This is a genomic window from Pseudomonas sp. NPDC089392 (assembly GCF_044749595.1).
Lineage (GTDB): Bacteria > Pseudomonadota > Gammaproteobacteria > Pseudomonadales > Pseudomonadaceae > Aquipseudomonas.
The window spans coordinates 268,441-282,742 of the sequence record NZ_JBIVIF010000003.1 but is presented as its reverse complement, the minus strand read 5'-3'; the positions used below and the strand labels follow the sequence as shown (position 1 = coordinate 282,742).

Below are 14,302 nucleotides of genomic sequence, written 5' to 3'. Positions count from 1 at the left end.
CCCGGCAGAGCTCATTCAGGCTTAGCGGGTTTCGCTGTTGCGGCCACCGCCATGGCTGTTTTGTCCACCTTTGCGGCCAGCCTCAGAGGCTCGCTCACGGTCATTGGCGAAGTTGCCGCCCGAGGATTGTCCGCCCTTGCGCCCGGCTTCGGACGCTTTCTCGCGGTCGTTGGCAAAATTGCCTGGGTTGTTCTGTGCGGTGCCGCCTTGATTGCCGCGATTACCTTGATTGTTAGCTATGATCTTTCACCTCATGTGTCACACAGGAAAGTCTGTGTTCAATTCGGAGGGGTGAAAGCCCCTGTTTCGCACACTTGAATCTCGCTTTGCCCGACGGGTTGCGCTAAGAAAGCTGCTTCACGGACTGTGGCGGGCCAACTCTTAGCATCCCAGTAGAACAGCTCGAGACCTTGCCCATTCGGCTCTCACGCTGAACTGAAGTTCTTTTCGCCTCCTCGAATTTGGACATGGTCTCAGAGAGGATTCGGGTAATGGACGACACGGTCCTGGCATTCATGATCTTCGCGACGGAACACCCGGACGCGCTTGCCCAAGTCCGAGGCTTGAGTGAAGCGGAAGCGCTGGAGGCTGGCGAGCCGCTGTCGGCCCAGCGTGACACCATGGTAGTCCAGACCCTCACGGCTGAAGCCAGCAAGCAAGGAGTTTCCCTCGATGAGCTGGTTCAGACGCTTATCGGAAGGGACGACGTGGAGGAGGGCGATGCGACCGTCCCAGGCTTGGAAAAATACAACCGGAAGCATCCAAGCATCATCTTGACCGGTTCCCCTCACACGAGCTGGCCTATCGTAGAAACAGCGATTTTCGAAGGTCTGCAATGGGTCGTTATCGGACAGTCAAAGGTATTTTTTGAAGGTTTTTGCCGTGATTGCCACCATCCACGCCAGCAACGCCGCGCATGGTAATAGCACCCAAATGGGATTCACTGAGGTGGGAAGGGAGAGGTAGATCACCCAAGGGCTTGCCATCAATGGCAACAATGTCCGTTTCGCTCGGTGGTAGACAAAGCTGCTCTCGCGATCGGCGCTGAATTTGCGAAGGTCTCGGCGCATCAAGCCATCGACAGCGCCGGTGATGACGGCGAGCAGGAATAGTGGTGTGGCTAGGGTGAGGACGGCGAGGCGCACTACGAAAGTGAATACAGTGAATAGGGCGGCCAGTAGGTAATCCTGCAACACGACATAGGCCTGAGCAAACTGGCCTTGCATCGACACTTCATGACTCAGGAGCTTCAAATGGGTGTCAAATTGCGCCCAGCCGGAGCGGACCACGACCCATTCGTTCAGGTGCTGAAGTACTTTAGCGGTGGCTTGCGCGGGCTCCTCCACGAGCAGCGAGTTTTTGAAGTGATCGCTGAGCCATCCCAGTTCACTGAGCCACATGGCATGGCTGTGATGCCAGCCCTGGTCGGGCCAGAACCACAGCATGCCCATGAACTCCAGCAGCACGGAGAAGATCAGCGAAGCGAACAGCAAACCGAGCAGTCGTAGACAAAGCTCAAGCGTGCCGAAGATCAGCCCCGGACGTTTTCGCGCAGGAGGTTGGCTCACTGGAGGGGTCGGCATAGATGGCTCCGCAGTACTCGCTCGCTTACGGCGCGTGCCTGCGCCCTGGTAGAGGCATCTCGGGATCGAAGTCGGCCGTGGGCGCACCTCCCGCGCTACTCCCCCAGCTCCCCGCGTTGGCGTTGTACGATTCGCGCATGCGCGCAGCAAGGGCCTGCAAATCCGCAGGCATCGCATCGTCGCTGGCTGGCTTCGGCAGTGGCATGCGCACCTTCCACAGCTGGCCGCCTTCCTGGAACGAGAACATCTGCCCTTTGGGCAAGGCGATAATGTGCGCCGGTTCGATCAGCGGTACCGCAGTGGTGGTGACGCGATCCTGCGATGACGAGGTGAAGTCGGTATGGGCATCAGGATCGGCGGTGTCCGTCGCACCGGAGACGAGCGTGCGTGTCTGCACGTTGACCTTGGGCAACTGCTTGGTCAGCAGTTCGGCCGTCGCGGTTTCTCGCACGCGCAGCATCTGCAAAGTGTTGAAGTTGCCGATGACTTGGCCGGCCTTGGCCCGGCTGCCGATACGTGCCTCGATGTCGCTCAAGGTCTGGGTGTAGGCCGTGACCTGGATACCGGCACCGCCGCCCTTGTTGATCAGCGGGATGAATTCATCTCCCATCAGTTCGTTGAACTCGTCGGCGTGCAGGTTGATTGGCACCTTGTCCGCGGCGCTGGAGGAACCGGGCAGGCCGTGATCGATGCCATGCTTGTAGATGTGGCCGGCAACGGAGACCAGGTCGGCGAACATCGAGTTGCCAACCGCTGCGGCCACTTCGGCATCCGACAGCGCATCCAGCCCAACGTAGACGATGCCGCGTTTGCGGATAACCTGTAGCCAGTCGAAGATCGGCCGCGGGTCGTTCAAGTCGGAATAGTTTGGCGCCAGCAGTTGTGCGGTCTTGCCGCTGGTGAGCTTTTCCAGCAGTGGTAGAAGGGAGGCCACGATCTTGTCGAAGTAGGTTCGGTCGTAGCGCACGGCCGAACGCAGGCCGTCCATGACAGGGTCGAAAATTCGCTTGGCGGTCAGGTACTGCTCGATGGCAACGACGCGTTTTTCCCGGCCCACCATGTGCCGCGGGATGTTCTTCTCGTTCAAGCGGCCCTCGATCTGCACGATCGCTTCCCAGGCCTGCGGATCATGGCGGGCGAAAAAGTGCTGGGCGTACTCAATGAACAGCGCGTCGATGTTCACCACATGGCGCTGGATCTGCAGGTAGTCCGGGCGCTGGCCGAGCTCGATCAGCGCTCGGGCAATGATGTTGACGAAGCGCCAGGCGAACTCGCGGAAGGCCGCCGAGTTGCCTTCACCACTCAACTGGCCGGCGATCCGGGTGGCCACCTCCGAAATGCGGCCGAAGCGGCCAATGGCGTTGTAGCGTGCAGAGATTTCCGGCCAGCCCAGGTGAAACACATAGAACTCGTGCTCACGGCCGGCGCGACGGGCCTCGACGTACATGCGCTTGAGCAAGTCGGCATCGCCCTTGGGGTCGAAGACGATGACCACTTCCCGGCTCGGTCGATGGATGTCTTGGGTGACATACACCTCGGCCAGGCGCGTCTTGCCCACCCGTGTGGTGCCCAGCACCAGGGTATGCCCGACCCGTTCGCCCAGCGGCAGGCTAGCTTCCTGTTCCTTCGGTTCGACGCCGTGCAGTAATGGCGATCCGCCCACCGGCGGTAACGGACGCACCGGGTTGAAAGGACTGTCCCAGGCAGTCAGGCGAGGCAGCAGCGACAGCCCCGGCGGAGCCTTCTCCAGCAGCTGCTCCATCCGTCGCGCCCACTGGTGGGCAGCCGACTGGTTGACATAATGGGCCAGCGCCGGGTCCTGGGCTTCGAGCAGGCGCTGTGTGTGCAGGCGCGTCCAGCGGAAGCCGCGGCCCATGAACAGGCGCTTGCCGCTCACCGGAATCTGCCGGCTGGTCAGCGAATAGCGCGGCAGGCGGCGGATATTACGCCGATAGCGCAGGACGATCCGCGCCTCGTTGAGCCGCTTCAAGCCGAACGCGGTGTAGGCCAGCGCCATACCTGTCCCTACCTCGGGCGACAGGGCCACGGCCCAGGGCGAATGCAGGCACAGGGCACCGGCGCCGGCGCAGATACCCACGGTGTACAGTTCCACCGCTGGGCGCAGCAGGGATTCCATCGCATGCCCGCTCATGGAGTGCCCTCACTGTTCCAGACCGGTCGGCGTGATCAGCACCGGGTAGTGCTCCAGCTCCAACCGCTCGGCGATGTCGTCACCACTTACCGGCCAGATGTTCAGTCCGGGCGCTGCCGTCTGAATGCGGCGCAGCGCCTGCGCGTCGTCGACCTCGACCGCCAACCCGTTGGCACCCAAGTCTTGTAACGCCTGGGCGTGCCGCGACAGCCAATCCAGGGAAGCGGTGTCCTGACCAACCAGGAACAGCGGCGTCATGCCTGGCAGGCTCAACGCCCTCGGTGGCAAGGCGCCTGGCGAGAGGCGAGCGCTGCGCACCGGTAGGACCCAATTCAGTGTGGTGGGGTCGGGTGGACTGCTGGACTCAGCGCCCACGGCAAGCGACAGCCCCAGACAGAGGGCCAGGGCCACCAAGCGCAAACAGCTCATGGCTGCGTCCGTCCGGGTGCCGTCGCGACGGATTGGACGCGTTGCCAGTGACGGCTGAACTGACGGTGATAGCGCGCCGCAGGATCACCGCCGGCAGGCCGGTGATAGCGGCCGGCGGCGACAACCCAGTCACCGGTGTCGGCATAGTGCGCGCGCAACAGTTCGGCGGTGACGGCGAGGTTGGTGCGGGGATCGAGGGCATCGCAGGGCCTGGGGTAGCGGTCTGGGTGATATCCCAGGTTGGTTTGTCCCAGCCCGACATCAATGCGCTTGGGATCGTGATGGCTGAGGGCCTCCCTCAGCGCAACACACGCTTCGTCGCGTCGGGCAAACCGCAGCGGTGACCCCGCGACATTCAGGGTCCACGGCCAGGGCATGAGCTGCCCGCGCAGCGGTGTGCCACTTTCCTGCAGGGCAATGGCGAACAGCACCGAGGCGGGGATACCAGCGCGCGCGGCCGCCAATTGATACGCCGGCGGGGGCAAAACACCTGCGTGAGCGGCGGTGGTGCCGACCATCGTCAGGGCGAGGATCAGTCGACGCGCTGCCATTTTCCATCCACCTGCTGATAGCGGGCTGGCAAGGGCCGGCTGGCGCCCAAGGTAAACCAGCGGCCGCGGTCATGGTTCAACGTGATCTGGCCGCCGTTGACCTGGCCGGCGGTGATGCCTGCGCCCTTGGCCCATTGGCGCAGTCGCGCATCGTTGCCTTGGCTGCCGACCAGGTATACATCCAGATGCGCACCGGCCTTGAGCCATTGCTGGAGGCTGGTCACACAGGCGGCGCAGTGATCTTCCACGAACAGCGCCGTGCGGCGGCTGCTCGAGGGGCCGGCATCGTCGCTCATGCCCTGCACGGGCTGAAGACCCGGAAACAGCCGCGCCCAGGCCGCGGAGTAGGCTTTCTGGTAGGCCAGTTCGCGCTCGGCACGCCTGGCTTCCAGGCGGACCTGCAGCTCGGCGTAGCGCTGCCGCTCCTGATCCGAGTCGGCCTCGACACCCAGGGTGGTGAGCGGATCAAGTTGCGGCGACCAGTAATGACGAGGGCCGGTCTGCAGGCGCTCAAACGTGGCCCATTCGTCATCCGTCAGGCCCCAGGCCTTAGCCTGGTCTGCTGCAGACGCCTGCCGCACAAGCGGCGATTGCTCACTGAGCTTCACGTCAGCGTCGACACGCTTAGGGGGCAAGCCCTGGTCGGCCAACAGGTACGCCGGCAGCAAAATGAGCGCAACAGCGAAATACCTAGGCACATTCACCTCCTCACGGGATGGGCAGGCTGCGATCGCCATGGACTGGAACGTGGAACACGGCCTGGCCCTCGCGGATCGCCCGCAGTTGCCAGCCGTTCAAGCTGTCGCCGGGCTGGAGCAGGTGCACGGTGGACAGGGCGTGGGCGCCGGCAGGCAGGGCGGCCACGAACCTGACGGTGCCGCGCGTTTCGATACCCTGCAGGGTGAAGGGCGGCTGCGGTGCTTTGACGTTTGATTGATTGCGAAAGGGGGGCGCTGGGGGCGCTGCGGCGGCCGGCACCTTAGCGGCGGTCGACAGTTTCTCGAGTGCCTCTTCTGCCGCGCCCATGCGTTTCGCCAGGGCGGTTAGTTCGGCGCTGCTCGGTCCTGGTGGTACCGCTTGCAGGATCCTTACGGAAGCCCCCAAATCGTGGAGTTGCTGGCCGAGCGTTGCCTGCGCAGTGACGTGCTGGTGTTGTGCGTCTGTGAGTGCCGCGACTTGTGGTGGCAGCGTGGCGAGCGTGCTGCGCAATTCCCCGATATCGCGGCGCAATGACGGGCTGGGATCAGCCGGGGCATTGCGTGCGGCGGCCTGCAGCTCAGCCAGTTGCTGATGCTGGTTGTAGCTTTCGGCCGCGAAGACGGCAGCACCCAGGCACAGGGCGCCGATCACCAAGGCCTGAAAATGGTGAACCTTCATGGCGCGGTCTCCAGTGTCGAGAAGGGTGGTTCGGATGTTGGCAGGCGCAGGGCGTAGCACACGCTCCGCTCGACCGGATCAATGTCCAGTCGCCAAGCGGGGCCGCCGACGACGGTCAAGGCATCCAGCAGCGTGATCGGTCCGAGGTCGTGATGGACGGCAGGCAAGGGGCGGCGGAACAACCGCGCCACGGCAGGGTTGTCGGGACAGAGGGAGTAGCCCGAGTGCTGCAGCATGTGGCGCAGTGCTTCACCAACTGTCGCGTGCAGCGCGGGGGCGATCTGGACGTTGACCAACTGATACAGCGGTTGGCGCTGCTCCAGCGTTGGCCGGGTGCTGGCCAAGGTGTATCGGTCCTGTCGGACCCAGGCGGGTACCGGGGACTTTGGCTTGGCCACTGCGGTGGGGGCCGGTGTAGGTGGCGCAGGGGTAGGCGCCGGTGGCGGCGTGCTGCAGCCCAGCAACGTGAGCGTCAGTCCGAACGTGAAGAGCGTGGGGGTGTGCATGACCAGGCCTCGACAAAAGATGCCGACACCTTGTCGAAAATCCAGGACGCGCCCCCACTGAAAAATCGAATCTCGCCGACCGGATTATGCTGGCGCAACCATGGAAAAGGCGCTCGGAGGCGCCTTGAGGTCAATCGTCGGTGAACATGGGTAACTCGGAAAGTGGCGTTGCATCGGGGTCGAAGATCAGCAGGCGGGTGTCGGCCTCACCGGCCAGCAACAGCAGGCGCAGCAGCACCGGTGGCACGTGATTTGCGCGCAGGCGCGCAGTGACTTCCTCGGCGCTGCAGTAGCTGCCGCCCGCGGCGATGTTTTTGAGCCAGGGCGTCGAGTACAGCTTGCAGCCCACCGCGTTGTTGCTACTCAGCACGAAACACTCGAAGTAACCCGACGGTGAACGACACCAGGCGCACACCTGCAGGTACACGAACTCTTCTGCAGGCAGGTGCGCACTGCTGATCTCCCAGCTGCGGCTGTAGTGCCCGGTGGCGAAAGACAGCTGCTCGATCAGATGCTGTGCAGCCTCCTCGCTGGGGAGATCGCTGACGTGTTGCCGGCGGCCATGGTGCAGCCCTGTGACTTGGTAGAGCACCTGGCTGACGATGCCGTCGGCAGGGCACCGCATACGGACAAACTCGGGCACGCTTTCGCCGTCAGTAATCACCGCGAAGTCATCATCGAATAGGCACGGCTGGAAATTGATGCCGTCATCCGGCAGGTCATGCAGCGCAGGGTGAAGCGAGCGGTAGCAGGGCGGGCAATCGTCGGCGTAGCTGATCTGCACCACGCGTTCGTAGCTCAGGTCCTGGAAGCCGCGGAGGAAGGGATTGTGAAGAGTGGACATGATGGCGCTCCAATAATGTGAAGGTCACCCCGCACAGGCGGTGACCCTCCAAGTGGTGGGTGTGGTCAGATCCAGCCGTAATCGGCCAACGACAGCGGCGTGCCTTCGCCCACGATGATGTGGTCCAGCACACGCACCTCAACCAGGGCCAAGGCCTCGATCAGTCGGTTGGTAAGCACCCGATCGGCGCCGCTCGGTTCCGAGCAGCCGGAGGGGTGGTTGTGGCACAAGATCACCGCAGCGGCGTTGTGCTCCAGAGCCTTGACGACGACCTGGCGCGGGTACACGGAGGCGCCGTCGATGCTGCCAGTGAAGAGGATGTCGAAGCTCAGCACGCGATGGCGCGAGTCCAGGCAGAGCAGGGCAAAGACCTCATGGAGATACGGCGCGAGCTGCAATTTCAGATAGGACGCGGCATCGCATGGCGTGATCAGTTGCTCGCCGCGCTCAAAGTAGCGTTGATCCAGCAACTCCAATGCTTTGGTGACCAGCGCATTTTCGCGGGCACGCTGGGTCAGTGTAGGGTCGAGACGTTCGACCCGATTGGGTGCAGTGTTCATGGGCAATTCCTCGTGGGAGACGGAGTGCTCCCTGGGGGAGTGCTCCAGGCAGATGGGAGAGGTGAGTCACAGACGTGTAAAACGATGACGCGCACCGTGCAGCGGGCTGTGGCAGCCCTCGCACTGGTGAGTGGAAAAGGCCTGAATGCCTGCGCCAGTGTGCGGATCGAAATCGGCGCTTAGGGGCAGCAAGGCCTGCAGTTCGATGCGCATATGGGTGATGCGTTGTTCAACTTCAGCCTCGCAGTAGTAGAGCGACAGCGCGCTGAAGTCGTCGTAGGCAACCGCCTGCAGGCAGTCCTCACAGAGCCAGAAGCTCTCCATGGTGACCTCCGACATAGGTGAGTCACAGGCGCTCGCGAGAGCGCCTGCAAGTGGGAGTCAAACTGCCTCAGGCAGACTGACGGGCTGCAGTGGGTTTGCGTGCGGCGGTCGGAGTTGGCTGACCTTGATCGGAGTCACCGTCAGTGTCAGCCTTATCTTCTTCCGCCTCTGCGTGCTCAGCACCCTCAGCAGCCGCGGCAGCGTCAGTGCGGGCGGGCGCACGGTAGCTGAATTGGCCATCGACCTTGATCCACTCGATGAAGATCAGGCGGCCTTTGAGGCTGGCGCCGGGTTGCCCCTTGCGTTCGCCTTTCTCGTACAGGAACGGATCGACCCAAAGATCGCCGATGCGAAAGGCGATGAGTACCTTGCGTTCCGCACAGACGTCTTCCAGGTGCTCGCGGATCAGCCGATCGGCTTCACCGCTGGCGACCTTGCAGTCGAAGCGGGTGTACTCGACGTCGTCCGAGGCACCGTGCAAGGCCGCGATGTCACAGGCCATGAACGCTTGGCCGCGGCGAACCGGGACTTCGCGAACACGGTTCAGGTAACCGATACCTTGGGTGTGAAGGTTGAAGTAGGTGGTGGGGGCGTTATTGCTTGCAGTAGTCATGGTGGAGCTCCTGTTCAGCAGAAACGCGGACATCCACCGACCCTGACGGTTGGTGAGATCCGCAAGGGAGAGGTGCAAAAACGTGATCGGTGTAGAGGGCGCTCATCATCGACGGGTCGATGACCGTGCGAGCTGCCGAGCGCGAGTCGCACTTGGGGAGAACCACCCGAAGCGGGCGTAACCTTGAAGGTCCTGGCTACCTGGGTGCTGTCAACGACAGCGGAGTGCAACTCATCTATAAAACGCTGCCAAAGGCGCGTCAACCGAGGATTGTAGGCGGTCTGAGCGAGCGGAAGCGGGTGGTTTTCAGTGGATTCACAGCGGCGAAAAAATAGCCCGACGGTCATCGGGCTAGGAGGAGAGGGACCACCTTTGACTCGTATCCGGACAGCTAAGTCATCGCAAACCTCAGGCTGTCGTTCCGCGCAATCAACCGACCCTTGTCGTGGCCTGGGCCGAAACCAACTGGCACGCATCCGCGCACAAAAGGTGCCCAGTCTTTCGCCGGCGGGCACCGGGGCTGAGTATGTCCGCCGAAGCGGATGACCCCTGCGGCCTGGAGCAAGCCGCGCGGGTCATCCGCTTCAGTCAGACGCTGATAACGTAAAGTAAATGCTGGGTGCGATGGAGAAGAGGGCTCCGAACTCACTGAGTCTGACCGAGCTGCCCGGAGCGAATCGGTCTGGGATCGCCAGTGGCGATGGGCAGTCTCACTACATCAGCGCCGCCGGCCGACGTCAAGCGTTGACGCCACCGCTACTTGGATCTGACCGGGCGCTTGCTCGTCTTCACGGGCCTCGTGCCCTTGCAGTCTGGGAAACGCGTGCACGACCAGAAGTCTCCGATCCGGCCCTTACGCTGGCGCATGGCACTGCGACACACCGGGCAATTTGGGCCCTTGGGCACGGGCAGCGGCAGGGTGAGCGAGCGATGGTTTTGCACCAGCTGAGTCAGCCATGCCGCCTGCTTGGCGAGGAAGGTCTCGACACTGAGCTGGCCTGACTCGATACGGTCCAGCGCCTGCTCCCAGAGAGCAGTCAGTACAGGATCGGCGACCTCCCGTGGTACGGCCTCGATCAGCGTGTGCGCAGCGGCGGATGCCGCCAGGCTGCGCTTTTTTTTCTGCAAATACCCGTGATCGATCAAGCCTTGGATGATCGCCGCGCGGGTGGCTTCGGTCCCGATACCGATGCTCTCCTTGAGCTTCTGTTTGAGCCGCGGATCGTCCACTTGGTTGGCAATGGTCTTCATCGCTTTGACCAGGGTGCCTTCGGTAAAGGCTTTCGGCGGTTGGGTCCGCTGAGCCGAGACCGTGGTGTCCAGCAGCGTGATGTCAGCGCCTTCGCGCAACGTGGGCAGCGGTTGGCTGGGTTCTGGCCGATCGCTGTCACCGAGCTCATCGATCACGGCTTTCCAGCCGCGTACCTGGATCTGCTTGCCGCGGGCGATCAGGCTGTCCTGACCTGCCTGCAGCAGCACCTGGCTCTTCAGGTATTCATGATCAGGGAGGAATTGGGCCAGGTAGCGGGCGCGGATCAGCGAGTAGACGGCGCGCTCCGGCTCGGACAGCTTCGCCAGGTCAATGACCACTGCAGTGGGGATGATGCCGTGGTGGGCGGTGATCTTGGTCGTGTTCCAGGCGCGCGACCGTCGCGCGGGGTCGGCCGATTTCAACCACTGGGCCAAGGCTGGCGACGCGGCGGCGAGGGCTCGCAGTACCTTGGGCACGTCATCCAGCATGCTCTCTGGGAGGAAGCCGCAGTCGGTTCGTGGGTAGGTCGTGGCCTTATGGTTCTCGTACAACGCCTGAGCAGCGGCCAGGGTCTCTTGAACGCCTAGGCCCAGCTTGGCGGAACAGACTTCCTGCAGGGTGCCCAAGTCAAACGGGAGGGGCGGGCCTTCGCGGACGGCCTCAATCTCGACGCTGCAGACCTGCGCCGAGGCTCGGTGCTCCAGTCGTGCCGCCGCCTCCTGCACGATGCTCTCAGTGAAGCAACGACCGCTGTCATCGCAGGCTTGCGGCGGGGGCTGCCAACGTGCGCGAAAGCGCGTGCCGTCGGCCTCCAACGTGGCGTCAACGATCCAGAACGGTTTGGCGACAAAGCTGGCGATGGCGCGATCGCGCTCGACCACCAAGCGCAACGTCGGCGTCTGCACCCGTCCCACCGGCAGTATCCCGTCAAAGCCGGCACGTCGGCCCAGCAGGGTGAACAGGCGGCTGAGGTTGATGCCGATCAGCCAGTCAGCCCGCGATCGCGCCAGCGCACAGTGATACAGTGGCAGGGTCTGCTCACCTGGACGCAGGGCGGTTAAGGCCCGACGGATTGACGCTTCGTCCAGGGCAGACAACCACAAGCGCTGGACCGGGCCGCGGTACTCGCAACGCTCGATGATTTCGCGAGCAATCATCTCGCCCTCGCGATCGGCGTCGGTGGCGATTACCACCTCGGAGCATGACTGCAGCAGACCTTGGATAACCTTCAGCTGCTTGGCCACCTTCGGCTTTACAGCGACCTGCCACCGCTCGGGGATGATGGGCAGATCCTCCAGGGTCCAGCGTTTGTAGCGATCACCATAACTTTCCGGTGGTGCGGTCTCCAGCAGATGGCCCACGCACCAGGTCACCATCACTCCGGACCCCGCCAGGCAGCCGTCACTGCGTCGCGTGGCTAGGAGGACGCGAGCGATATCGCGCGCTTGCGAAGGCTTTTCACAGATGAACAGACGCATGAGCAGGCACTCCCAGTCGGTTCACACCAGCGTGCCGGGGTGGGGAGGCGAGGCCAGTGGAAAGCCGAATGGGCGCCAATCACTTCAGCGATCGGCCTGAGGGGAACGTGATTGGAGTACGCGGATCAGCGCCGGGCGAGGTGTGTGGCCAGTTGGCGCAAGTTCTCCACGGCATACAGCCGATCGGCTTCATTCAGGTCTTGCAGCAGCTCAGCGATCACCAGCCCTTGATCGAGAGGCCGGCTGCTAGCGGCCAGCAACAGTTCGTCTGCCGGGCATTGGTAGATGTCCGCCAACCTTAGCAGCTTGCTTACTGACAGGTCGACCTGACCCCGCTCCATACGGGAAATGGCCTCGCTGGTTACGTGCAGCCGCACGCCCACTTCTTCCTGCGTCAGATTGCAGGCAGTGCGGACCTTGGCCAATTGGCGGCCAATATGATGGCGTAGGCTAGGCTTCTTCGCGGGCAATGGGGCGTTCTCCAATTCGACCCATATGGTTGACCATCAACCCGCACATATGAACGCCTCATAAGGTTGACTATCAACCTTATGAGGCGTATCACCCCAATAAAGTGCAGTTGCCAACTCTCGTGGAGGGTAGGGACATGAACGAAAGCAAGGACGGTGGGGCCGAGGCTCTGCAGTTGAAAGCGTACGAGTTGTTGCTGGCCACGCACCTGGAGCCGGACAACCCTGACGCTCGCACCCGGCTTGAGGAGTGGCTACGCGAATGTCCCGAACACTGGCGCGCGTTCCGCGCTTTGGATGAACACCTGGAGCAGGCCTCGTTGCTGCTGGCCCATAGCAGACTGGCGTCATCATCGCGCCATTGAGCGACCCCCGGCGGCATGTACCGCGCTCGGTGGATGGCCGTGCTGAACCAGCTGCACGCTGGCTCGGCCAGTCCACCGAGTACCACAAATCACCCTACTTGCGCGGGCTCTTCTTGCTCGCGGGTTTGCGGCCAGTGCTGGCGCCGTCGCCTTTGCCGCCGTCCGGGTTCTTCTCGCGCATGGTCACCGACGCCAGACGGTGGGGCAGGATGCCAATGCGCCGGGCCTCGACCTTAAACGTCACTCGCGCGTTGTCCTCGCTGTCCTCCCACTCCTCTTTGACCGTACGGCCCTCGACCAGGATGCGCATGCCCTTTTGGAACAGGGTGCTCCAGTGCTCCGCATCGCGGTGCCAGAGTTCAACCGGGGCCCAGTACCCACCGCGATCCTCATAGTTGCCGTCACGCGGTACCGGGTTGTCGAAATACACATTGAGCCGCAGCAGGCGACGCGGCTCTTCGGGATTGGTGTTGAACTCCTGAAACTCGGGGACGCTGCCGATGTTGCCTTCGCCAACAAATAACGTGCTCATGGGATTAACTCCGGGTGGGGGGTAATGGAACTGCCGAGTGCGGCCTCGGCGTCGAGTAGCTGGCGGGCGGATGCGTTGGCCTGGCGGTGCAGTGAGTGCAGGCTGCTCATCTGCAGGTTGAGCACCACACGGTTGACCTCCAGCTGGTGCAGCGCCTCGCGTACGGCAGGTGCCAGGTACGGCTGCTCCATCGCCTGCTTCCACACCTCGGCGCCCATGCGGCTGAAGTCACGGCTGCGCCAGCGCAAAAAGTCCGTTCCGGCTGCGCTGTGCTGCACCACCAACCGCAGGTCCAGCAACGAGAAGGGCGGCTGCGCCACAATCGCCAGCATGCCCGCCATCAGCCCGGCGACCTGGGTGCGCAGGCGCAGGATCGATTCGGCGAACTGCTGCAGCTCCCCCTTACCCTTAAAAGGCTTTAAAAGGCCTTTTAGGGAGGCACCCTGTTCGAGCTGACGATACGCATCCGTTGAAAGGCGCCGCGCGATGGCTTCGGCCAGAGTCATGCGTCACCGCCTTCCGGCACCGGCGGCACGATCAAGGGCTCGTCGGTGACCTCAGGCGGTGGTGTGGCCAGACTCGCATCCATCGCCTGGCGCAGAATGGGCGGAGCAAAGCGGGAGCGGCGCGTGCCCTCGAGGATGTCTTGCGGGGGTAAGCCGAACTTGTCGACGGCCTCCCGCGCGCGGGCGCTGTTGGCCGCCACGTCGTCGCGGCTGACGCCGGCCAGGCGGTAGCGCTGGGCCAGGCCGAATACGCTGCGCAGCAGGTGCGCACCGCGGTCGATCCAGATCTCCATGTCACCACGGCCGATCAGCGCGGTGTGGTGCGCCAGCAATACCCGCCGCACCAACGTGTCGTAATCGGTCAGCAGGTAGACGGCGAGAAAGCCCAGCTGACTGCCGATGAACAGCGGCAGGGTCACCGGATGGATATTGAGGTTGTCGCCGACATCGACCTGAGTGGGCAGGTCGCGCTCCACCAGGCTGACCTGTTCGGTCAATGTCTGCAGATCAGCCTTCGCCTGCAGCAGCTTGTCTTCGAGTTGCAGCATGAACCAGTCGGCGAAGGGATCGTCCTGGCTGCTGGCCTGCTTGAGCAGGTTGGTCACGCTGATGTAGCCGGCCATGCCGAGGATGCCATGGACCCCCTCGCGGGCGACTCGTCCTTGCCACAGTCGCGCGGCATGGTGGGTGTGCAGGGTGAGCGTGATGCTGCTGCGCAATGAGCCCAGGTTGAGCTGGTAGTGGTCGACCATCGCCGGAT

General features: G+C 63.1%; 18 protein-coding genes and 1 pseudogene. 2 read left to right on the top strand and 17 right to left on the bottom strand.

The window, feature by feature from the left end:
• Positions 1-21 precede the first annotated feature (21 nt).
• Positions 22-216 (bottom strand): annotated as a pseudogene (locus tag ACIP1G_RS04925) (general stress protein); the annotation flags it as partial.
• A gap of 275 nt (positions 217-491) precedes the next feature.
• Between ACIP1G_RS04925 and ACIP1G_RS04920 the strand changes: the two are divergent.
• A complete protein-coding gene (locus tag ACIP1G_RS04920; RefSeq protein WP_400734379.1) occupies positions 492-923 on the top strand; it encodes a hypothetical protein in 432 nt (143 codons plus the stop codon).
• On the opposite strand, the gene ACIP1G_RS04915 is transcribed toward ACIP1G_RS04920, so the two are convergent.
• The 13 genes from ACIP1G_RS04915 to ACIP1G_RS04855 form a co-directional block, all read right to left on the bottom strand.
• The gene (locus ACIP1G_RS04915) at positions 855-1,583 is read right to left on the bottom strand and encodes a TIGR03747 family integrating conjugative element membrane protein (RefSeq protein ID WP_400734377.1); all 729 of its coding nucleotides are present in this window, start codon (positions 1,581-1,583) and stop codon (positions 855-857) included. The genes ACIP1G_RS04920 and ACIP1G_RS04915 overlap by 69 nt on opposite strands.
• A 25-nt stretch (positions 1,584-1,608) precedes the next feature.
• Positions 1,609-3,735, bottom strand: coding sequence for a type IV conjugative transfer system coupling protein TraD (gene traD, locus ACIP1G_RS04910; RefSeq protein WP_400734375.1), 2,127 nt, complete (start codon positions 3,733-3,735; stop codon positions 1,609-1,611).
• Positions 3,736-3,744: 9 nt separating this feature from the next.
• Positions 3,745-4,164 (bottom strand): integrating conjugative element protein, encoded by a 420-nt coding sequence (locus tag ACIP1G_RS04905; protein ID WP_400734373.1) that lies wholly within the window; start codon positions 4,162-4,164, stop codon positions 3,745-3,747.
• A complete protein-coding gene (locus tag ACIP1G_RS04900) occupies positions 4,161-4,715 on the bottom strand; it encodes a transglycosylase (protein ID WP_400734371.1) in 555 nt (184 codons plus the stop codon). Before ACIP1G_RS04900 ends, ACIP1G_RS04905 begins: the two co-directional genes overlap by 4 nt.
• On the bottom strand, positions 4,697-5,413 hold the full coding sequence (locus ACIP1G_RS04895; RefSeq protein ID WP_400734369.1) for a TIGR03759 family integrating conjugative element protein: 717 nt from the start codon (positions 5,411-5,413) through the stop codon (positions 4,697-4,699). Before ACIP1G_RS04895 ends, ACIP1G_RS04900 begins: the two co-directional genes overlap by 19 nt.
• A 10-nt stretch (positions 5,414-5,423) precedes the next feature.
• Positions 5,424-6,092 carry a hypothetical protein gene (locus tag ACIP1G_RS04890; protein WP_400734367.1) on the bottom strand — a complete coding sequence of 223 codons (669 nt, stop codon included), beginning with the start codon at positions 6,090-6,092 and terminating at the stop codon, positions 5,424-5,426.
• Positions 6,089-6,598 carry a PilL N-terminal domain-containing protein gene (locus ACIP1G_RS04885; protein ID WP_400734365.1) on the bottom strand — a complete coding sequence of 170 codons (510 nt, stop codon included), beginning with the start codon at positions 6,596-6,598 and terminating at the stop codon, positions 6,089-6,091. The genes ACIP1G_RS04890 and ACIP1G_RS04885 overlap by 4 nt, the downstream gene beginning before the upstream one ends.
• Positions 6,599-6,728: 130 nt before the next feature.
• Positions 6,729-7,442 (bottom strand): hypothetical protein, encoded by a 714-nt coding sequence (locus ACIP1G_RS04880; protein WP_400734363.1) that lies wholly within the window; start codon positions 7,440-7,442, stop codon positions 6,729-6,731.
• Positions 7,443-7,507: 65 nt separating this feature from the next.
• Positions 7,508-8,002: a JAB domain-containing protein gene (locus tag ACIP1G_RS04875; RefSeq protein ID WP_400734361.1), complete on the bottom strand. Its 495-nt coding sequence runs from the start codon at positions 8,000-8,002 to the stop codon at positions 7,508-7,510.
• Between the two features lie 66 nt (positions 8,003-8,068).
• Complete coding sequence (locus ACIP1G_RS04870) at positions 8,069-8,326, bottom strand: hypothetical protein (RefSeq protein ID WP_400734359.1); 258 nt, start codon at positions 8,324-8,326, stop codon at positions 8,069-8,071.
• A gap of 67 nt (positions 8,327-8,393) precedes the next feature.
• Positions 8,394-8,939 (bottom strand): STY4534 family ICE replication protein, encoded by a 546-nt coding sequence (locus ACIP1G_RS04865; RefSeq protein ID WP_400734357.1) that lies wholly within the window; start codon positions 8,937-8,939, stop codon positions 8,394-8,396.
• A 756-nt stretch (positions 8,940-9,695) separates the two neighbouring features.
• The gene (locus ACIP1G_RS04860; protein ID WP_400734355.1) at positions 9,696-11,669 is read right to left on the bottom strand and encodes a DNA topoisomerase III; all 1,974 of its coding nucleotides are present in this window, start codon (positions 11,667-11,669) and stop codon (positions 9,696-9,698) included.
• 125 nt (positions 11,670-11,794) lie between these two features.
• Positions 11,795-12,139 carry a helix-turn-helix domain-containing protein gene (locus ACIP1G_RS04855; protein ID WP_400734353.1) on the bottom strand — a complete coding sequence of 115 codons (345 nt, stop codon included), beginning with the start codon at positions 12,137-12,139 and terminating at the stop codon, positions 11,795-11,797.
• Positions 12,140-12,276: 137 nt separating this feature from the next.
• Between ACIP1G_RS04855 and ACIP1G_RS04850 the strand changes: the two genes are divergently transcribed.
• Positions 12,277-12,504: a hypothetical protein gene (locus ACIP1G_RS04850; RefSeq protein ID WP_400734351.1), complete on the top strand. Its 228-nt coding sequence runs from the start codon at positions 12,277-12,279 to the stop codon at positions 12,502-12,504.
• A 94-nt stretch (positions 12,505-12,598) separates the two neighbouring features.
• Here the strand turns inward: ACIP1G_RS04850 and ACIP1G_RS04845 are convergent, their stop codons facing one another.
• From ACIP1G_RS04845 to ACIP1G_RS04835, 3 genes are read right to left on the bottom strand one after another with little or no spacing between them, the layout of a single operon-like run.
• Positions 12,599-13,036 carry a single-stranded DNA-binding protein gene (locus ACIP1G_RS04845; protein WP_400734350.1) on the bottom strand — a complete coding sequence of 146 codons (438 nt, stop codon included), beginning with the start codon at positions 13,034-13,036 and terminating at the stop codon, positions 12,599-12,601.
• A complete protein-coding gene (locus ACIP1G_RS04840; RefSeq protein WP_400734349.1) occupies positions 13,033-13,542 on the bottom strand; it encodes a DUF3158 family protein in 510 nt (169 codons plus the stop codon). The genes ACIP1G_RS04845 and ACIP1G_RS04840 overlap by 4 nt, the downstream gene beginning before the upstream one ends.
• Complete coding sequence (locus ACIP1G_RS04835; protein WP_400734347.1) at positions 13,539-14,294, bottom strand: PFL_4669 family integrating conjugative element protein; 756 nt, start codon at positions 14,292-14,294, stop codon at positions 13,539-13,541. The genes ACIP1G_RS04840 and ACIP1G_RS04835 overlap by 4 nt, the downstream gene beginning before the upstream one ends.
• Positions 14,295-14,302 lie beyond the last annotated feature (8 nt).